Annotated in this window: 17 protein-coding genes and 1 pseudogene; 14 read left to right on the top strand and 4 right to left on the bottom strand. The window is 30.1% G+C overall.

Annotated elements, in window-relative coordinates; all coding sequences use genetic code 11:
- Positions 1-3: 3 nt before the first annotated feature.
- Positions 4-1743 carry a hypothetical protein gene (locus JJC02_14040; GenBank protein ID UDN54007.1) on the bottom strand — a complete coding sequence of 580 codons (1740 nt, stop codon included), beginning with the start codon at positions 1741-1743 and terminating at the stop codon, positions 4-6.
- A gap of 249 nt (positions 1744-1992) precedes the next feature.
- Here JJC02_14040 and treB point away from each other — a divergent pair, with 249 nt between their 5' ends.
- The 14 genes and pseudogenes from treB to JJC02_13970 all read left to right on the top strand — a co-directional run bounded on the left by treB (position 1993) and on the right by JJC02_13970 (position 17953).
- On the top strand, positions 1993-3426 hold the full coding sequence (treB, locus tag JJC02_14035; protein ID UDN54006.1) for a PTS trehalose transporter subunit IIBC: 1434 nt from the start codon (positions 1993-1995) through the stop codon (positions 3424-3426).
- 66 nt (positions 3427-3492) lie between these two features.
- Positions 3493-5151: an alpha,alpha-phosphotrehalase gene (gene treC / locus JJC02_14030; protein UDN54005.1), complete on the top strand. Its 1659-nt coding sequence runs from the start codon at positions 3493-3495 to the stop codon at positions 5149-5151.
- 606 nt (positions 5152-5757) lie between these two features.
- Entirely contained in the window at positions 5758-6462 is a 705-nt protein-coding gene (locus tag JJC02_14025; GenBank protein ID UDN54004.1) for a GntR family transcriptional regulator, read from the top strand.
- A 200-nt stretch (positions 6463-6662) separates the two neighbouring features.
- The gene (locus JJC02_14020) at positions 6663-6974 is read left to right on the top strand and encodes a PTS sugar transporter subunit IIB (protein UDN54003.1); all 312 of its coding nucleotides are present in this window, start codon (positions 6663-6665) and stop codon (positions 6972-6974) included.
- A gap of 21 nt (positions 6975-6995) precedes the next feature.
- Positions 6996-8309, top strand: a complete 1314-nt coding sequence (locus tag JJC02_14015; protein UDN54002.1) for a PTS sugar transporter subunit IIC — start codon at positions 6996-6998, stop codon at positions 8307-8309.
- A gap of 75 nt (positions 8310-8384) precedes the next feature.
- Positions 8385-9695: a 6-phospho-beta-glucosidase gene (locus JJC02_14010; GenBank protein UDN54001.1), complete on the top strand. Its 1311-nt coding sequence runs from the start codon at positions 8385-8387 to the stop codon at positions 9693-9695.
- 25 nt (positions 9696-9720) lie between these two features.
- Entirely contained in the window at positions 9721-10452 is a 732-nt protein-coding gene (gene chbG, locus JJC02_14005) for a chitin disaccharide deacetylase (GenBank protein UDN54000.1), read from the top strand.
- Between the two features lie 12 nt (positions 10453-10464).
- Complete coding sequence (locus JJC02_14000) at positions 10465-10782, top strand: PTS lactose/cellobiose transporter subunit IIA (protein ID UDN53999.1); 318 nt, start codon at positions 10465-10467, stop codon at positions 10780-10782.
- Between the two features lie 419 nt (positions 10783-11201).
- Positions 11202-12140 (top strand): ABC transporter substrate-binding protein, encoded by a 939-nt coding sequence (locus tag JJC02_13995; protein ID UDN53998.1) that lies wholly within the window; start codon positions 11202-11204, stop codon positions 12138-12140.
- A 128-nt stretch (positions 12141-12268) separates the two neighbouring features.
- Entirely contained in the window at positions 12269-13282 is a 1014-nt protein-coding gene (locus tag JJC02_13990; protein ID UDN53997.1) for an iron ABC transporter permease, read from the top strand.
- 5 nt (positions 13283-13287) lie between these two features.
- Complete coding sequence (locus JJC02_13985) at positions 13288-14310, top strand: iron ABC transporter permease (GenBank protein ID UDN53996.1); 1023 nt, start codon at positions 13288-13290, stop codon at positions 14308-14310.
- A 14-nt stretch (positions 14311-14324) separates the two neighbouring features.
- Entirely contained in the window at positions 14325-15107 is a 783-nt protein-coding gene (locus JJC02_13980) for an ABC transporter ATP-binding protein (GenBank protein ID UDN53995.1), read from the top strand.
- An 11-nt stretch (positions 15108-15118) separates the two neighbouring features.
- Positions 15119-16459, top strand: coding sequence for an MATE family efflux transporter (locus JJC02_13975; protein ID UDN53994.1), 1341 nt, complete (start codon positions 15119-15121; stop codon positions 16457-16459).
- Between the two features lie 91 nt (positions 16460-16550).
- Positions 16551-17953 (top strand): annotated as a pseudogene (locus JJC02_13970) (IS3 family transposase).
- A 189-nt stretch (positions 17954-18142) separates the two neighbouring features.
- Here the strand turns inward: JJC02_13970 and JJC02_13965 are convergent.
- Genes JJC02_13965 through JJC02_13955 form a run of 3 tightly spaced genes read right to left on the bottom strand, consistent with a single transcriptional unit; the run spans position 18143 to position 20589 of the window.
- Positions 18143-19306, bottom strand: a complete 1164-nt coding sequence (locus JJC02_13965) for a UxaA family hydrolase (GenBank protein UDN53993.1) — start codon at positions 19304-19306, stop codon at positions 18143-18145.
- 12 nt (positions 19307-19318) lie between these two features.
- Positions 19319-19594: a UxaA family hydrolase gene (locus tag JJC02_13960; protein UDN53992.1), complete on the bottom strand. Its 276-nt coding sequence runs from the start codon at positions 19592-19594 to the stop codon at positions 19319-19321.
- A gap of 20 nt (positions 19595-19614) precedes the next feature.
- A complete protein-coding gene (locus JJC02_13955) occupies positions 19615-20589 on the bottom strand; it encodes a 2-keto-3-deoxygluconate permease (GenBank protein UDN53991.1) in 975 nt (324 codons plus the stop codon).
- Positions 20590-20593: the final 4 nt, after the last annotated feature.

The following is a 20593-nucleotide window of genomic DNA, read 5'->3' as shown; positions in this document are numbered from 1 at the left end:
ACTCTATTTTATATTATTAATTCTTTGAGAGTTATACTTATAAACTTTAGCAGCTAAGTATATGAAAGTACTAGCTGTCCAGGTGAAAGATTTATCTCTAAGACCTTCTCCTGTAATAGCATTGAAATTTTCAGCAAAGCCGTTTTTATCAACTAGTTCACAATATCTTTTGGCAATATCTATTGCAAGTTCATTTTCACCACACTCTTCTAAAGCTTCAACAAATAACAGTGTAGTAGGAGCCCAAATAGGACCTCTCCAATAAGCATCATCTTGATATTCATCACTATCTATAGCTTCTGTTGCGATTCCCCAGTTAGTTAAATATCTTTCGCTAGTAACTAAAGCTATCATTTTATCTCTAGTATATTTAGGAAGTCTATTTCCTAGCACTAAAGAAACAAGAGGAAGTAAGGCATTATTAGGAAGTATTTCACCAGTTACAGTTTCGCGAACTACAGGTAAATCATCGACTATAAAATAATTTAAGAATAACTTTGTAAGTTCGTCTGCTTTATTAGACCAATACTCTTTTTCACTATTCTTATTTAGTTTTTCAGCTACTTTTGATAGCATGTCCATAGCATTTATTATAAAGGCTGTTAAATCAGGAGTATCAACAACCATGGCTCCTTTAAATATTGTACTGTTATCCTGACCAGAATCATTTCCATGGTGATATTCAAAAATACCATCCATATTTGAATCTTTAAACTTTACATAAAACAATACTTGTTTTTCTATGTAATTATAAATTTCCTCTAATGTTTCTTTAGTAAAGTTAATTTTTTTCATCATCTTACTAAAGAATAATCCTTGAATAGGTGGCTTTGTAAAATTCCATCTAATAGTAGAATCGCTTAAAGAACCAGGAATTTGACCATATTCATCTTGGTAGTCGTAGAGTACTGCCATTTGGTCAAAAGCTAATTTATCATTTACACCAGCTAAAGCTAATGCGTTAAAACAGTGGTCCCAGCTCCATGCACCTAAGAATGTTGAGTTTGAAGCAAGTATAGTATATCTCTTTAGATATCCTTGAGGCTTAACAAAAGAAGACCAGTTTATATAACTCGCTCTTAAAAGTGAGTTTTTATACTTTTCATCTACTTTAGGTTGAGCTAGATAATATTCATCAAATAATTTTTTTGTTTTATTTAATGAAGTTTCAAAGTTATATTCCTTGTAATCTGGAATCTTCATATGAGTAGGAATATCCTCTATAACACATATAAATTCATTATCACTATTACTGCTAACATCTATTATTGAAGTATTATTAGCTTTATTTGTAGAAGCACAGCCATCTATAAATATGTTTTGTGATAAGGTAACCTTACCATTAACAGAGAATACTAAAAACTTAGTTAAATTTTTGTAGCTATTTATAACACAATATTCTGCACCTTTTTTCCCCAGAAGATAATTATATTCAAAATTGTATATAGGAAGTGTATCTAATTTAAGCCCTACATTTTCTCCCTTACCATAGAATACGATTTTAGAATCTCCGTCAAAACATATAGATATACTACCACTGCTGAATTTAATTAATATACTAAAATAATTAGCCTCAAATTCATAATCTACAGGTATGTTATTTACGGTAGGTATAATCCTTAGTACATCCATATTTTTCTTTGCTTTTCCTCTTAATGATTTTAATGTAAATCCAAGTTCGTCTGAATAGGAAATAGACATATAAGATCCAAAGTAACTAAATGGAATTTCTTTTATATTCATTTGTAGTATAGTCCTTTCATAATTTATTTTATATATTTATTTGACTTGTTTATACAAGTGATTATATATTTAACTTACCAAATAATGAAATAATTATCAAGAGTTAATTTATCAAAAAAATAAATAAGAAAATGTTTTCAAAAAACTATTGACTAAGTTAACGTAAAATATTACAATGAAGTTGTTCAAACAAGATGCTTGTTTAAACAACTTGTTGCTAATAATGAAAAAGAGAAAGGATAAGTGGATATGAGGAAGAATAAGGCATTGAATTCAAAAGAAAGTATTTCTCAAATTATTGAGTATGTTGGGGGAAAAGAAAATATACAAAGTGCAACACACTGTGTAACAAGATTACGTTTAATACTAAAAGATACTAGCAAGGCAAATATTAATAAACTAGAAGGCATTGATATAGTAAAAGGGTGCTTCAATGCAGGTGGACAGTTTCAAATAGTAATAGGAGTTGGAGTAGATAAAGTATATAAAGATTTAATAGATCAAACAGGAGCAGAAGAGGTATCCAAAGAAGAAATAAAACAACAAGTCAATGAAAAGTCAAATAAATTACAAAAGTTTATAAGAGTTCTTGCTGATATATTCATTCCTATATTACCAGCAATAGTTGCATCAGGGTTACTTATGGGCGTTAACAACATGATAGCTAATCCAGGGATTTTTTATGAGCAGTCTGTTATAGAGGCAAATACAGGTATCGCTGGAATTTCAGGTATTATAAACTTAATAGCAAATACATCTTTTACATTTTTACCAGCATTAATAGGTTGGTCAGCTGCTAAGAAGTTTGGAGGAAATCCTTTATTAGGCGTAGTTTTAGGTCTTGTATTAGTTCATCCAGCTTTGATGTCTGCATATGATTTTGCGGCAAATCCATCAGCAGCACCAACATGGGATATATTTGGTATGAAGGTTGCTCAAGTTGGATACCAAGGTCAAGTAGTACCCGTTTTAATAGCTACATACATTTTAGCTAAACTTGAATTATTCTTAAAAAAGACTGTTCCAGATGCAGTTCAATTAGTATTAGTTTCACCGATAGCTTTATTAATTACAGGTATGTTAACCTTTGTAGTTATAGGTCCTATAACTATGACAGGTGCAAATATGATAACTAGTGGAGTAGTGTATTTATTTGAAGTGGCACCAGTTTTAGCAGGAGCGTTATATTCATTTATTTCACCACCATTAGTAATAACAGGAATGCATCATTTATTCTTAGGAGTAAACCTACAAATGGCAGGAACTTTAGGATACGTAACATTGTGGCCAATATCAGAGACTGTTACATTATCTCAAGGAGCTGCTACGTTAGCAATGTTTTTCATACTAAAAAATAATAAGAACCTAAGAGGTGTATCTATTACGTCTACTATATCAGCATGGCTAGGAATAACAGAACCAGCTATATACGGTATAAACTTAAGATTTAGGTATCCATTTATAGCAGTTATGGTAGCAAGTGCAATAGGAGGAGCATTTATATCATATCACAATGTTAAAGCTACAGCTGTTGGAGTTGGAGGAGTATTCTCATTCCTTTCAGTAATGCCTGAATATTGGGGTGTATATTTCACAGGAATGGCAATAACATTTGTAATAACAATAGGATTAACGTACTTATTTTATAAGAGTGGTAAATTTAATGCAAATGACAACGTATAAATACATACAATTCCCTTGGTTTTATATCAAGGGATGTTAATATGCATTGGCTAGATAGGAGATAATATGTTAGATTTTAAAAAGAGTGTAGTGTATCAAATATATTTAAAATCATTTAATGACACAACAAATAATGGTTTAGGAGATTTAAATGGAATAACAGAAAAATTAGATTACTTGGAATTTTTAGGTGTTGATTATGTATGGATTACTCCATTTTTTGTATCACCACAAAATGATAATGGGTATGATGTAGCTGACTATTATAATATAGACCCTATATATGGAACTATGGATGATTTGGAAAATTTAATAAAAGAAGCTAAGAAAAGAAATATAGGTATCATGTTTGATATGGTATTTAATCATACATCTACAGAGCATGAGTGGTTCAAAAAAGCACTTAAAGGAGATGAATACTATAAAGATTTTTATATATTTAAAAATCCTAAAGAAGATAAAAGTGCTCCAACAAATTGGAAATCAAAATTTGGAGGCAATGCTTGGGAATTTGTAGAGAAATTTAATCAATATTATTTACATTTATTTGATAAAACTCAAGCAGACTTAAACTGGGAAAATCCTAATGTAAGAAAAGAATTAAAAAATATATTAAAGTTTTGGATAGATAAAGGAATAAAAGGATTCAGATTTGATGTAGTAAATTTAATATCTAAACCAGAGAAATATGAAGATGATTTACAAGGTGATGGTAGATGTTTTTATACAGATGGTAGAAAAGTACATCAATACCTAAAAGAAATGTGTGAAGAAAGTGGAGTATTAGAACATGATATGTTGACTGTAGGTGAGATGTCTTCTACGACTGTAGAAAACTGTATAAAATATTCAAATCCAGATGAGAAAGAATTGTCTATGTGTTTTAATTTTCACCATTTAAAAGTCGATTATAAAAATCAAAATAAATGGATGTTGCAAGATTGTGATTTTGTTAAATTAAAAAAACTACTTAATGAGTGGCAGATAGGAATGGAAAAAGGTAATGGATGGAATGCTGTATTTTGGTGTAACCATGACCAACCACGTATAATATCTAGATTTGGAGATGATAAAAAGTATTATAAAGAGTCCGCTAAAATGTTAGCCACTATAATTCATTTCTTAAGAGGAACACCATATGTATATCAAGGTGAAGAAATAGGTATGACTAACGCATACTTTACTGATGTAAAACAATATGTAGATGTTGAGAGTTTAAATTATTTTGAGATATTAAAATCTCAAGGAATGAAAGATGGAGAGATATACAAGATATTACAGGAAAGGTCTCGTGATAATTCAAGAACACCTATGCAATGGAATGGTAGTAAGAATGCAGGTTTTAGTGAATCAAAACCATGGATAGAAGTTATAAACAATTATAAAGATATAAATGTAGAGAATAGTTTAAAAGATAAAGATTCTATTCTTTACTATTATAAGAAGTTAATAGAATTAAGGAAAAAGTATGATGTAGTAGCATATGGGGATTTTAAGCCATTATTAGAAGATAATGATTCTATATTTGCATATAAGAGATGTTATGAAAAGGAATCTTTAGTGGTATTAAATAATTTTTATGATAAAGAAATTGATGTTATTTTAGATAATGAGAAGCTTGAAAAATATGAGTGTATAATATCTAATTATCAGGATAGAAAAGTTACTTCAACAATTACTTTGAGACCGTATGAATGTATAGCTTTATTTAAAAATGAAAAATAATCTAAAATCAGAAAATATTTATGTGTACTCTTTAAATAAATTTTAGTTTTGAAGTGATAATTTAATATTTATTAGTAAGGCTGTGATTGTAAAAATCATAGCCTTATTTTCATATTTTTTCATATATGGAGAAATTATCACATCTATTAAGAAAATTTCTTGATTTTTTGAAATATTTATTTTTTTTTTATTAATTTAGAATTAAATTTCTTTCCTCAAAATAAATAGTTAAGTGAGCTAAAACTTGATTCTAATTTCTAATATTTTGATTTATTTTTTTAGGGTATACATAGCTGCTAAATATAATGACCTATGTAGAGAATCATATTAAGGAAAAATAGACTTAGATTTAGTCATTTACCTTAACAATATGTTGTAATTCTCCATTGAATTTGTAGTATATATTAATATTATCCTACCTTCATTTCTAGATTTATAATGGATTTCATCAATAAATTTCATATTTATATCTATACTTAGACTTGGAAAACTATAATAAGATGACTGAATAAAATTTAATTTATCTTAAATGTATAGACATTTTCATTATTTGTATATAAAATTATCTTATTATGTAAAAGATTTAATTAATGAGGAGTGAATTAAATGAAAGAGCCAATTTATAAAGTTATAGAAAATCATGTTAGAGATTTGATAAATTCAGATAGTTTGAAAGAAGGGGATTTAATACCTTCTGAAAAACAGTTGAGTGAAAAGTTTAATGTAACGAGAATGACAGTAAGGTCTGCACTTAATAATCTAGTTAAAGAAGGATATATAACTAGACAAAGAGGAGTAGGGAGTATAGTTCTTGCAAATAATATATACGATAATATATCATCTGTAAGTGGGTTTACTAAAGAGATGGAAAGCAAAGGATATAAAGTATCTAATATATTGGTATCTCTTGAAATAGTTCAAGCAGATGAAGAATTATCAAGTAAATTAAATATAAGTTTAGAAGAAAACGTATGGGAAATCAAAAGAGTAAGATTAGCAAATGATGCAAGAGTTTCATATATGATTACTTATATGCCAGTTAAGTTATTTCCAAATTTAAATAAGACACATTGTGAAAATTCTCTTTATAATTTTGTTGAAGAAGTGTGTGGATACAAGATAGCTGTGTCAGAGAGAGAGGTCCAAGCTGTAATATCAAATGAAGAATGTATGGATAATCTAAAATTAGAAGAGCCAGAGCCTCTTTTGTATATAAATCAAATATGTAAGTTACAAAATAGTGAGATTTTTGAATACTCACACACATATCATCATGGATATACCCTAACTTTGAGTGCTGTTGTCGAATAAAATTTAAATAAAATGAAAAAGTTTTCTTGAAATGTATATACATTTGATATATAATAATATCAAGAATTAAATGTATATACATTTAAAAATAAGATATATACATTGATATAATAATTAATAGAAAAGCATACTTTAAATGTATAGTTTAAAGAAATTATGACTTAAAAAATATTTAATGAATCTAATTTGGAGGGGAAAAAATGATAAAAATAATGTTAGCTTGTTCAGCAGGAATGTCAACTAGTTTATTGGTCACAAAAATGGAGGAGGCAGCAAAGGAAAACGATATAGAAGCAAAAATATGGGCTATATCAGAAGTGAATTTAAAAAATGAAATAGAAAATTGTGATGTCTTACTTTTAGGACCTCAAGTTAGATATGTATTGGGAAAAGCAACTGAAATGGCAAAACCACACAATATTCCAGTTGAAGTTATAAATATGATGGATTATGGAAGATGTAATGGAAAAGCTGTGTTAGATAGAGCTGTAGAGCTAAATAGTTCAAAATAAAGTTGTACTGGAGGATGTAAAATGGAAAAATTCATGTCATTTATGGATAAATATATAGTGCCTGTAGCTGCTAAGATAGGAGCTCAAAGGCACTTAGTAGCAGTAAGAGATGCATTTATAGCAATGATACCTATAACTATGGTAGGTGCATTAGGAACATTGATAAATAACTTACCATTAGAAGCATACAAAAATTTGATGGCAAGTATATTTGGAGAAAATTGGACTACATTTGGAAGCGACCTTTGGTGGGGAGCAATAGGTACTATGGCAGTATTCTTAGTAATAGGTGTTGCCTATTTCCTAGCAAAATCTTATGAAAGTGATGGGTTACAAGCTGGTCTTATAGCATTATCTATCTTTTTTATAATGGCTCCACAAATCGGTAAAATAGTTCCTGAGGGTGGAACTACAGCAGTTGAAGGATGGGGAATGATACAACAAACTTACTTGGGTACAGCAGCCTTATTTTCTTCTATATTAATAGGATTATTATCAACTGAGATATTTGTAAGGTTATCTAAAGTAAAGAAATTAACTATAAAAATGCCAGATGGAGTTCCACCAGCAGTTTCAAGGTCATTTGCAAAGTTAATACCAGGAATGTTAACTATAATGATATTTACTGTAATAGGAATATTTATAAAGATGCTTTCAAATGGAAGTTTCTTAACAGATATTTTAAATACTTATTTAGGAGCACCATTATCAAATGTAGCTGATAGTCTAGGTTCTACAATGCTTATTGCATTTATAATTCATATACTTTGGACTGTTGGTCTTCATGGTGCAAATATAGCACTTCCTTTTACAGAAACTATACTTATGAAATTAGGTGGAGAAAATGCTGCCTTGGCTCAAGCAGGAGCAACAGAAGGATACCATGTACTTGCAGGCTCATTCTTTGATGCATTCGTATATTTAGGTGGTTCTGGAATGGTATTAGGATTGGTTATAGCTTTAATAATAGCAGGAAGAAGACGTAAAGAAATGATAGTATTAGGTGGACCACCAGCAATATTCAACATAGGGGAACCATTGATATTTGGACTTCCAATAGTTTTAAATCCTATATTTATGATTCCATTTGTACTTGCACCAGTAATATGTAGTGCTATATCATATTTAGCAATAGATTTTGGGTTAGTAGCACCAGTAATTTTACCTAAAATACCTTGGGTAACGCCTCCTATATTAGGTGGAGCAATGGCTACAGGTGATTGGACTGGTGGAGCTTTAGCACTATTTAATTTAATATTATCAATATTAATATATATTCCATTTGTCATAGCATCTGAAAAAATGGAAGCTAAGAAGTTGAAAATTAACAACTAGGTAGTTTTATCTGGTTGATAAATATATGGGGTTTCGCAGTATATACTAAATTATAGGTAAGGATGGTATAATGAGATGAAAAATGGACTAAAAATAGTTACAATAGGAGGAGGTTCAAGTTATACTCCTGAACTTGTAGAAGGTTTTATAAAAAGATATGAAGAGTTACCTGTAAAGGAATTGTGGCTTGTAGATATAGAGGATGGAAAAGAAAAACTAGAGATAGTTGGAAATCTAGCTAAAAGAATGGTAAAAAAAGCTGGAATAGACATGAAAATAAATCTTACTTTGGATAGAAGAGAAGCTCTAAAAGATGCAGATTTTGTGACAACACAACTTAGAGTAGGTCTTTTAGATGCGAGAATTAAAGATGAAACTATTCCTTTATCTTATGGAGTTATGGGTCAGGAAACTAATGGTGCTGGAGGCTTATTTAAAGCTCTTCGCACAATACCAGTTATATTTGATATAATAAAAGATGTGGAAGAATTATGTCCAAATGCATGGATGGTGAATTTTACAAATCCAACAGGGATAATAACAGAAGCTGTATTCAAATATACTAATTTTAAAAGATATATAGGTCTATGCAATGTACCAATTCATTTGAAAAATGATATTGCTAAACTATTTAACGTAGAAAGTGACAGAATAAGTATGGATTTTGCAGGTCTTAATCACATGGTTTATGGTCTAAATGTATCTTTGGATGGAGAAGATGTTACAAAAGAAGCAATAGACAAATTTGTCAAAGCAGATATAAGTATGCAAAATATAAAGGCAATTGATTTTAATGCAGAATTTATAAAAGCTTTAGGTGCAATACCTTGTCCATATCATAGATATTACTATAAAACTAAGGAAATGCTTGAAGATGAGTTGAGAGAGTTTAAAGAGGGAAAAGCTAGAGGTCAAGTGGTTAAAGAATTAGAAGAACAATTATTTGAATTATATAAGGATGAAAAACTAGATATAAAACCACCTCAACTTGAAAAAAGAGGAGGAGCTTACTATAGTGATGCTGCTTGTAATTTAATAAGCTCTATATATAATGATAAAAAAGACATCCAAGTAGTTAATACATTAAATAATGGTTCTATAAGAGATTTTAAAGATGAACAAGCTGTAGAAGTGAGTAGTGTAATAACAAAAAATGGTCCAAAACCATTAAGCATAGGATATTTACCAGATTCTGTACATGGATTAGTAAGTCAAATTAAATCATTTGAAGTATTGGCAGCTAAAGCAGCTGTATATGGTGATTATGAATCTGCTCTTTTGGCACTTTGTATAAATCCGCTGATTCCATCCGATGATTTAGCAAAAACTATATTAGATGCAATGTTGGAAGCTCATAAAAATTATCTTCCTAGATTTAATAGATAGTTGTCTATAGAAAGTAGGTTGTGGTATGACTAAGATTATAATAAATGCAGATGACTTTGGATATTGCGAAGCTGTGAATTATGGGATAATGTCAGCTCATAATAATGGAATAGTTAGGTCTACTTCTATGATGGCAAACATGCCCGGGGTAGAACATGGAGTTAAGTTACTTAAAGAAAATAAAACTTTAAATTGTGGAGTTCATATGACTTTAAGTTGTGGTAGACCATTATTATCTAACTTAAAAACTATTGTTGACAAAGATGGCTTTTTTATTAGAAGGATTACAGACGAAGTTATTAAAAAAATGGATTGTGATGAGATTTATAGAGAACTTTGTGCTCAAATAGATAGAGTAGAAGGGCTTGGAATAGATATATCTCATTTAGACAGTCACCATCATATTCATACTTTAGCAAGTTTAAAGCCAGTAATAGAGAAGATTGTGAATAAGTATAGTCTTCCAATAAGAGGCGGATTTGAATATAATTTAGAGTATTCTAAAATAGTTCCTTTAATAGATAGTTTTTATAAGGAAAATGTAAGTGAAGAATATTTTATAAAAAATATAGACGAAATAATGAAGTATGATGTAGTGGATATTATGTCTCACCCAGCTTTTTTAGATGATTATATTTTGAATTCTACATCCTATGCTATTGATAGAACGAAGGAGCACAAGATACTTACATCTAAAGAAGTCAAAGAATTTTTAGAAAAGAATGGATTAGTCATATCAAGCTATAGAGATATTTAGGAGGTAGAATAAATGGATGAAAAAATGATAGAAATATCTTTTGGAATAATTGGATTTGCAGGTGATGCAAAAGGGCTAGCATTTGAAGCTATAAAAGAAGCAAAGAGCGGGAGTATAGATAAAGCTAGAGAATGCATTGAAAAATCAAAAGAATCAATTCACAAAGCTCATAAGTTCCAAACAGAATTGATACAAAATGAAGCCAGTGGTAATAAAACTGAGATAAGTGTTATACTAATTCATGCACAAGACCATTTAATGACAGCTATGAATTTTCAACAGCTAGCAGAAGAATTTATAGATGTATATGAAAGATTGGAAAATAAGTAGTTTAAAATTGCTATCAAAAAGAGTATCTAAAAATAATTTTTATAATTATTTTAGATACTCTTTTTTATTGAAATAGTATTTAGTAATCTATTATCATTTTATTGATGTTTTAAAATTTAGGTTTCTCATAATTGTAAGGTATACTAGTATCAACAACTACATCTTCAATTTTTTCAACAATAAGCTAATCATCCATATTCGTTTAATTGAAAATTCATTCTATATATATGAAAGTTTAAGTATCAATCTATTGTTTAATACAAGAAAACCTTATCTGTAGTATATATAATTAAGATTAATTAGGAATTTTTATCCTTTTACAAAATAATATTGACTAAAAATAGAAAAATGCTATAATAAATATGTGCTTATGATAATCAATATCATATAAGCATAATAAACAAGTAGGAGAAATAATCATGAAAAAAATAAAATCACTTGCAATATTTATATCTATTATAACTACGCTAGTACTTGTTACAGCATGTTCAGATAAGAATACAGGGAATAAAGATAAATCAGAAACAAGAGTTGTACAATCTGTTAAAGGAGAGATTGAGATACCATCAAATCCTAAAAAAATAGTTGATATATCAGGAAGTAGTGAAGAACTATTATTATCGGGTAATAAACCTGTTGCAACAGCAAATGTAGACTCATATGAAACTGATAAATTACCAAGTTACATAAGAGAAGAACTTAAAGATGTAAAAATAGTTGGACACTCAATGATGGATACTATGGATATGGAAGCTATATTAGAAGTAAATCCTGATTTAATAATAATGAGTCAAAGACAAGAGAAGATATATGACCAATTAAAAGAAATAGCACCTGTAGTCATGATGAAAGATTATGCAAATGACTGGAGAAGTAAGTTGATTGATATTTCAAAATTATTTGATAAAGAAGAAGAAGCTAATAGTTGGTTACAGAAGTATGATGAAAAAGCTACAAAGCTTGGTAAAGAAGTTATAGAAAAGAATGGAGAAAAAACTTACTTACCAGTGTTGGCAAGTTCAGGTCAATTTATGGTATTTAGCGATGGTGGAATAGGTACTCTAATAAATGATGATATGAAATTAGCTAGACCTAAGAATATGCCAAAACAAGATGGAATAACACTACCAATGGTAAGTATGGAAGGTTTAACAGATATAGATGCAGACCATATAGTTGTAATTGCTACAGAATCAGATAAAAAAGATTTAGAAAATAGTGCTATCTGGGCTCAAATAAGAGCAGTAAAAGATGGAAATGTAACAATACTTGACGCAGCTCCATTTTTCAGTCAATCATACAATCCAATTGGAAAAGAGCTATTATTAGAATCAGTTAAAAATGAATTAACAAAGTAATTCTTAACTTAGTAGGTGTGAGATAATGATATTCATTTTTCACACCTCTTTTTAATAAAGCTTAAAATTAAAAATACTTAATAGATGATATTATACTGACGATTAAAAGGGAAAAGGAGGTAGGATAATTGACTAAGTTAAGTAAAAAAAATATAACTTATTTGTTGATATTAGTAAGTATGGTTGTACTTGTGTTTGGAATTGTATTATCCATAACTATTGGGGCAAAAGATATGAATCTATCAACCGTTATAGATAGTTTAATAAAAATGGAAGATGGAATAAATATGAGAATAGTAAAGGATGTTAGACTTCCAAGGGCAATAGCAGCTGCACTTGTTGGAGGGTTTTTAGCAATTTCCGGGGCAATAATGCAAGGCATAACAAGAAATCCTATAGCTGAACCATCTGTTATAGGAATTACACAAGGAGCTACATTTGCAATTTCGATATCACTAGTACTTCAAAAAAAACTTCCTCAACTTATACATGGAAGTTTTAGTGTAATGATGTTTGCATTTATTGGGGCAAGTATAAGTGGATTATTTATATATTTTATAAGTTCCAAATCAAGGGGCAGAGCTAATAATGTAAAATTAGCTCTTGCAGGAGTAGCACTTGGAACACTGTTAATTTCTTTAGCATCAGCGATATCTATGTATTTTAATCTATCTCAACAATTGAGCTTCTGGATATCAGGAGGTCTTGTAGGAGTAAATTGGGAAGGTGTAAAGCTATTATTTATAGCTGGAGGTATTGGATTCGTATTAGCCATGGTTATGGCTCCAAGAATAACTATATTAAGCCTTGGAGAAGAAGTAGCAATAGGATTAGGTCAGAAAACTAACACTGTTAGATTCATATGTATAGTACTCGTAATATTAATGACTGGGGCATCTGTTTCGGTGTCTGGTAATATTATTTTTATAGGTCTTATAGTTCCTCAAATAGCTAAAGGAATAGTAGGTTCAGATTATAAGTATATAATACCAAGCTCTCTAGTCCTAGGAGCTGTATTGCTTGTATATACAGATATATTAAGTAGGATGATAAATCCTCCATATGAGACACCAGTAGGTTCTATAACAGCACTTATAGGAGTGCCAATATTTATATACCTTGTTAGAAAGGGGGAGAAATAAGTACTATGAAAAATATTATGAAAATAAATTCTAAAACATTGCTTGTTATATCAATTTTAGTGGTACTTATTTTTATCACTTTTCTAGTAAGTTTAAATATGGGCTCATTTTCTATAGAACCAATGGATGTTATAAAGACTTTTTTAGGTCAGGGTCAGCGTAATCATGAGATTGCGATATTTAAATTGAGATTACCAAGGATAATAATAGCATTGTTGGTTGGTTCAGCATTATCAACAGCAGGTGTAATACTTCAAGGAGTTACAAAAAATGATTTAGCTGATTCTGGGATTTTGGGAATAAATTCAGGTGCTGCATTATTTGTAGTAGTTTATATATACCTTATGAATGGTAATGTCTATGAAGGCATGAGTAATCTAACTGTGTTTACAATGCCTATTGTTGCACTTGTAGGAGCTTTACTTGGAGCATTTTTGATATATTTTCTTTCATGGAAAGGTGGAATAAATTCGTCAAGATTACTACTTATTGGTATAGGTGTAAACATAGCCTTTACTTCTATTTTGACGATATTTCAATTGAAATTTACAACACAAGAATTTAATAGAGTTATGGCATGGACATCAGGAAGTATTTGGGGAACTAGCTGGAAATATGTAATAGCTGTACTTCCATTTATAGTGATTTTTATGAGTATAACTATGTATAAAGCTAAGTATATAGATGTTTTAAACTTGGGTGATGAAGTATCTACAAGTCTTGGTGTAGATGTAGAAAAACAAAGGAGAAGACTTATAATATATGCAGTAATTTTATCTGGTGTATCGACAGCAGTAGCAGGTAGTATTTCATTTATAGGTTTAATAGCTCCCCATATAGGTAGAAAAATAATAGGACCAAAACATAAAAGATTAATACCAGTATCAGCACTGATAGGGACCTTATTACTTTTAGTAGCAGATACTATATCTAGAAATATTCTGGCACCTATAGAAATACCAGTAGGTATAGTGGTTTCTATAATAGGAGTGCCATACTTTATCTATTTAATGTTGGCAAATGATTAGGAAAGGGTGTTGTTATGAACTGTATAAGTACTAAAAATTTAAATATATCATATGGAAATACAGATATTGTAAAAAATTTAAATTTAAATATACCAAAAGGAAAAATAACTACTATAATAGGGGCTAATGGTTGTGGAAAATCGACAATACTTAAAACTATAGGAAGAATTATTAGCCCTAAGAGTGGAAGTATATATATAAATGGAAAGGATATTTATAAAAAGAAATCTAAAGAAATAGCAAAAGATATGGCTGTACTTCCACAAAGCCCTCAAGCTCCTAGTGGTCTTACTGTTTCAGAGTTAATTTCTTATGGAAGATTTCCTCATAAGAGTGGATTTGGTAATTCTAGTAAAGAGGACAGAGATATTGTAAATTGGAGTTTAGAAGTTACTGGAATTTCAGATTTTAAAGATAGAAATATAGAAGACTTATCGGGAGGACAAAGACAAAGGGCATGGATAGCTATGGCTTTAGCACAGGAGACTGATATATTACTACTAGATGAGCCTACAACATATTTAGACTTAGCTCATCAGTTAGAGATACTAAAATTGTTAGATGAATTAAATAAAAAACAAGGAAGAACTATTGTTATGGTAATACATGAACTTAATAATGCAGCGAGATTTGCTGACCACATGATAGGTATTAAGAAAGGTAAAATAGTTTGTGAAGGTGATGCATATGATGTCATGACGAAAGATAATCTAAAAGAATTATTTAACATTGATGCAGAAATAGTAACAGACCCAAGAACAAATAAACCAATTTGTATAACTTATGACATGGTATAAATGGTGACAACATGGAAAATCAAGAAGCATTAAGACATGAAAAAATATGGATTTTATTACTTAGATATTCGATACCTGCAATAATAGCAATGATGGTAACTTCACTTTATAATGTAGTAGATAGAGCTTTTATCGGTTCTATGGAAGGTATTGGCTCCATAGCTATCGCAGGTCTTGGTGTAACTATGCCAGTATTTACACTAATAATAGCTTTTGGAATGCTGATATCAGTAGGTGCTAGCACAAGATTGTCTATTAAATTAGGTGAAAGAAATAGAGAAGAAGCAGAAAAGATATTGGGCAATGCTTTGACACTATCTATAATTATATCTTTAATGATAACTATATTAGGATTAGTTTTTTTAGAAGATATACTTTTTATTTTGGGGGCAAGTAAAGATTCAATCTCTTATGCAAAAGACTATATGAGTGTCATATTGGTTGGAAGTATATTTAATCTAGTTGCATTTTCTCTTAATAATGCAATTAGGGCAGAGGGTAATCCAAAATTAGCAGCAAGAACAATGATTGTAGGTTGCGTATTAAACTTGATATTGGACCCTATATTTATATTTGTATTTGATTTAGGAATAAAAGGAGCAGCTATAGCAACGGTACTCTGTCAAATAGTGGTGTTCATTTGGGTAACACATTACTTTATAAGAGGGAAGTCTAATTTAAAACTAAAAAAATGTAACTTAAAATTGGATAAAGATATAGTAAAGAAGGTACTTGCAATAGGTATAACACCTTTTTGTATGGAGGTAGCTATAAGTATAACTCATATGTTTACAAATAATTCTCTAAAAGTTTATGGCGGAGATTTGGCTATTGGAGCTATGACAGCACTTACATCTATTTTATTGATGTTTATGATGCCTGTGTTTGGTTTGAATCAAGGTATGCAAACTATAATATCATACAATTATGGTGCAAAACAATATGAGCGTGCAAAGAAAACTTTAATACTATCTATCATAGTATCAATTATCATATTGTCATTTGGATTTTTGGTAGTACAAGTTTTTCCAGAAGTATTTGTAGGTATATTTAATAAAGATTCAGATTTAATGGAGATAGCTGTAAGAGGTATAAACATAAATCTAATTACATTGCCTATAATGGGGATTTCTATTGTAGGACCTGTGTATTTTCAATGTATAAGTAAGGTTAAACACTCTATGTTTTTAACTCTTTTAAGACAATTTATTTTATTTATACCATTAATTATTGTACTTCCAATTCAATTTAATTTAGATGGAGTCTGGTTAGCACAGCCAATTGCAGATTTTATTGCTATGATAATCGTATTGTTATTCTTAAAAAGGGAATTTAAAATAAATCAAGTATAAAGAATTAAAAATAAAAAGGTCTATCTAAAAATAATTTTTGTACTGCACCCCAATTGTTGGACTAAAAATCTAATGATTGGGGTGTTTCTATATGGCTAAATACGATTTTAATTTCAAATTAAAAGTAGTTAAGTCCTATTTAAATAGAGAAGGAGGATATGCTTCAATAGCAAAACAATATGGAGTTGCTAGCCATTCTCAAGTTGAAAGATGGGTTAATACGTATAATACATTAGGAGAGGATGGACTAAAAAGAAAAAATAAAAATACTTTTTATACTATACAGTTCAAGCTAGATGTTATAAACTATATGATAACAACTAAATCTAGTGCACAAGAAGTCGCTAACCATTTTGGAATGAACAATAGTACACTTATAGCAATATGGAAACAAAAACTTTTACATGGTGGTGTCGATGCCTTGTCTAAAACGAAAGGAAGACCATCAATGAATAAAAACAAAAACACTAAAGAAAAAAATAAATTAACAAGAGAACAAGAATTAGAATATGAAAATAAACTTTTAAAAGCGGAGCTTGCATTTCTAAAAAAGTTGCGTGCTTCAGGGATGAATGTTCCCGAAAGGTTAAAAAACAATACGAAGCAAAAGTAATTTATGATCTTCGTAAGGACTTTAAACTCTCCATTCTTCTTGAAGCTACTAAATTTCCTAAATCAACATATATGTATTGCCAGAAGAGATTTGATATTGAAAATCCAGATAAAGATATTGAAGAAAAAATCATGTCTATTTTTAAAGAACACAATGGCAGATATGGCTATCGCCGAATTACAGCTACATTAAAAAATAGTGGTATCCTTATTAATCAAAAGAAAGTTAGACGTATTATGAGAAAATTAGAACTTAAATGCATAGCATTTTCTCGTAAATTACGTAAATATAATTCCTATAAAGGTACAATTGGTAAGGTAAAAAATAATAAAATAAATAGAAGATTTAAAACATCAATTCCACATCAGAAAATAACAACTGATACATCAGAATTTAAAATATATACTACTGATAAAAATGGAAATTTAATTATAAAAAAAGCATATCTCGATCCATTTTTAGATATGTTTAATGGAGAAGTTTTATCATTTAGTATCTCAGATAGACCTAATTTTAAATCAATAAGTGATGCTTTAAATGAAACCATCAATATTACAAAAGATTGTCCTTATAGAAGAACTTTTCACTCAGACCAAGGTTGGGCATATCAAATGAATAAGTATGGCAAAACACTTAAGAAAAATAAAATATTTCAAAGTATGTCTCGTAAGGGTACATGCCTTGATAATTCTCCTATGGAAAATTTCTTTGGAATAATGAAGCAAGAAATGTATTATAGAAAAACATATAAAAGTTTCAACGAATTAAAGACAGCTATAACAGAATATATTTACTATTATAATAACAAAAGAATTAAAGAAAAATTAAATTGGCGTAGCCCTGTTAAATATAGACTTGAATATGAATCTAAAGTTACATAAAGTAAAAAAACAGGAATGAAAATTCCATTCCTGTATAAAGTCCAACTTTTGGGTCTCAGTACATTTGATTATTGAGAGATAGCCTTTTTATTTTTATATATTTTAAATTTTATGTTAAAGGATTTTTAGTTTATATATTTATAGGGGAATAGTATCTTTATATAAAGATGCTTAATAATCTATTATAGATTAGAATGTAGAAGCAATTCTGTAAATACCAAATTCTCTATGACCAAGGCTTTCAGCTTTAGTATATTTGCCATTACAAACTTCTACTATTTCGTTGAATATTTCTTGACCTATATCTGTTATTTTAGCACCATCTGTTATAATTCTACCTGCATTTATATCTATATTATCTGGCATTTTGTTGTATGTATCACTATTTCCAGTGATTTTAATAACTGGGGAAATTGGGCTTCCTGTTGGAGTACCTCTACCAGTTGAAAAGATTACAATCTGTGCACCACCTGCTACCATACCAGTTATAGAATCTATATCCTGTCCTGGAGTATCCATAAAATATAATCCTTTTTTATCAGGAGGTATAATATCAGCATATTCAAGAGCACCTTTGAATGGTTTGTTGCCTGCTTTATACATACATCCAAGTGATTTTTCTTCAATTGTTGAAAGCCCACCAGCTTTATTACCTGGAGTAGGTTGACCACTACGTAAATCTTCTCCCATGGCAATTGCTCTCTTTTCTACATCACTTACAAATTTAAGAAACTTATCTTTCATTTTTTCATCTTCAAAACGAGTAGCTAATAAATGTTCTGCACCAATTACTTCTGTCGTTTCGCTTAGTATACTGCTTCCTCCCTCATCTACAAGAAGGTTTGATGCAACTCCTATTGAAGGGTTTGAAGCTATTCCACTTGTTGGGTCAGAACCACCACATTCAAGTGCTAATGTAATCTCACTCATATCAAATTCAACCCTTACTTCCTTTGATACTTCACGAACCATTTTACCTATTATTTCAGCTCCTTTAGAAACTGTTTTCAACGTTCCACCACATTCTTGTATAACAACATAATCTACTTTTTTTCCTGTTGTAGCTATTTCAGATGCTAAGTCTTTTGCTTGAATACCATCGCATCCAAGCCCAACTACTAAAACGGCAGCAACATTAGGATTTTTTCCAAAACCTATTAATGTCTTTGCTGTAAGTTCTATATCAGAACCAATTTGACAACATCCATGTTGATGGGGGATAGCTATTGCGCCTGGAACAAGTGCTGCAATTCTTGTAGCTGTCTCACTTGAACATACAGATGTTGGAATAACTAAAACATGATTACGAATACCAAATTGCCCATTTTCTCTTAAATAACCCATTAATTTCATTTCAATTACCTCCTATTTTTTGTCTCCACGACCACGTGTACTTTCAATATTATGTACATGTACATAGTCACCAGTTTTTATGTCAACTGTTGCGATTCCTATAATTTCACCATATTTATAGACAACATCACCTTTTTTTACATCCTCTGTAGCCATCTTGTGAAAAACAGGGATATCATCATTTACTATATAAGATTTTCCATCAATTGAAACTTTTTCACCTTTAATCAAAGGTCTAACACATGTAACTAAATTATCTTTTTCATTTGCATGAATAATTGCATTCATTACTTTTACCTCCTTAAATATTAATTTACTTCAATATTTTTATTTGTTTTAAAAAGAGCTTTTTTCTTTTTTTCCCTTTTATCGAGATAAGAAACTAACATTGGACAACATATTGCTGTAACAATGATAGCAGCAGCAACTTGTACTGTTGAAACGGCTACAATTGTAGCTAGAGTAGGGTCTATAGCCGCTAAAGCTTCAGGAGTACCAGCTGCATTTCCAGCTGTTGTACCTGTAGCTGCACCTACTGCTGGGTGTTCTGCACGTATAAGCTTCATTACGAAGTATCCACCCATACCTGTTATTAGAGTAACTCCTAAGCCAAGTACAACACCAGGTAATCCAGCAGTTATAATCTGATTAAAGTTTAATGCAGCTCCTAAAGGGAAAGCAAAGAAAGGAATTAATAATGTTGTACCAGGTGCAAGGAATTCTCGTATATCTTCATCGAGATTTCCAAGTATAAATCCAAGTAGTATTGGTATGAGTGCTGCAAATAGTGCTACTATAGGTACATTTGCAAGTCCAGTCACGCCAAAAGCAAGCATTGTGAAAAAAGGACCGTCATTTAGAGATAATATAGATATTGCTCCAACATCTGTAGAGTCTCCATATTCACCTGCAAGTGCAGCAAACAAACCTCCATTTGAATTGGTCATGGTAGCAACTATGGCAAGAGGTGTAATGCCAATTATACCTTTAGGTCCTATAAATTTACTGACGATAATACCTAATACTGCACCGATTATAAATTTTGTTGCTGTAAGTACTATTCCTTTAGTCAAAGGTTTACCTGCTTGCCTTATGTTAATTTGAGCTCCATTACATAGACAAAATAGAGCAAGTATACTCATTGCACCAGTTTTAAATAAGGATGTTGTGAATCCTCCAATTTCTAGAGCCTGTGGACATACTGTATTAAATAGTGCTCCCAATAACAGGGGACATACCATAAGTCCTCCTGGTATCTTTTTCACTGATTTTAAGATGTGCATCTAG

The organism is Clostridioides sp. ES-S-0054-01 (genome assembly GCA_021561035.1).
In the GTDB taxonomy this organism is placed as follows: Bacteria; Bacillota; Clostridia; order Peptostreptococcales; family Peptostreptococcaceae; genus Clostridioides.
The sequence above is the reverse complement of the archived record's forward strand: the minus strand, read 5'-3'. Positions and strand labels throughout refer to the sequence as shown.

Bases quoted from the DNA above. Each gene is read 5' to 3' on its own strand.
- treC (UDN54005.1), top strand. From the start codon at position 3,493: ATGTTAGATTTTAAAAAGAGTGTAGTGTATCAAATATATTTAAAATCA.
- JJC02_13965 (UDN53993.1), bottom strand. From the start codon at position 19,306: ATGAAATTAATGGGTTATTTAAGAGAAAATGGGCAATTTGGTATTCGT.
- JJC02_13975 (UDN53994.1), top strand. From the start codon at position 15,119: ATGGAAAATCAAGAAGCATTAAGACATGAAAAAATATGGATTTTATTA.
- JJC02_14025 (UDN54004.1), top strand. From the start codon at position 5,758: ATGAAAGAGCCAATTTATAAAGTTATAGAAAATCATGTTAGAGATTTG.
- JJC02_13985 (UDN53996.1), top strand. From the start codon at position 13,288: ATGAAAAATATTATGAAAATAAATTCTAAAACATTGCTTGTTATATCA.
- JJC02_13955 (UDN53991.1), bottom strand. From the start codon at position 20,589: ATGCACATCTTAAAATCAGTGAAAAAGATACCAGGAGGACTTATGGTA.
- JJC02_14015 (UDN54002.1), top strand. From the start codon at position 6,996: ATGGAAAAATTCATGTCATTTATGGATAAATATATAGTGCCTGTAGCT.
- JJC02_14040 (UDN54007.1), bottom strand. From the start codon at position 1,743: ATGAATATAAAAGAAATTCCATTTAGTTACTTTGGATCTTATATGTCT.
- treB (UDN54006.1), top strand. From the start codon at position 1,993: ATGAGGAAGAATAAGGCATTGAATTCAAAAGAAAGTATTTCTCAAATT.
- JJC02_14020 (UDN54003.1), top strand. From the start codon at position 6,663: ATGATAAAAATAATGTTAGCTTGTTCAGCAGGAATGTCAACTAGTTTA.
- JJC02_14010 (UDN54001.1), top strand. From the start codon at position 8,385: ATGAAAAATGGACTAAAAATAGTTACAATAGGAGGAGGTTCAAGTTAT.
- JJC02_13960 (UDN53992.1), bottom strand. From the start codon at position 19,594: ATGAATGCAATTATTCATGCAAATGAAAAAGATAATTTAGTTACATGT.
- JJC02_13995 (UDN53998.1), top strand. From the start codon at position 11,202: ATGAAAAAAATAAAATCACTTGCAATATTTATATCTATTATAACTACG.
- JJC02_14000 (UDN53999.1), top strand. From the start codon at position 10,465: ATGGATGAAAAAATGATAGAAATATCTTTTGGAATAATTGGATTTGCA.
- JJC02_13980 (UDN53995.1), top strand. From the start codon at position 14,325: ATGAACTGTATAAGTACTAAAAATTTAAATATATCATATGGAAATACA.
- chbG (UDN54000.1), top strand. From the start codon at position 9,721: ATGACTAAGATTATAATAAATGCAGATGACTTTGGATATTGCGAAGCT.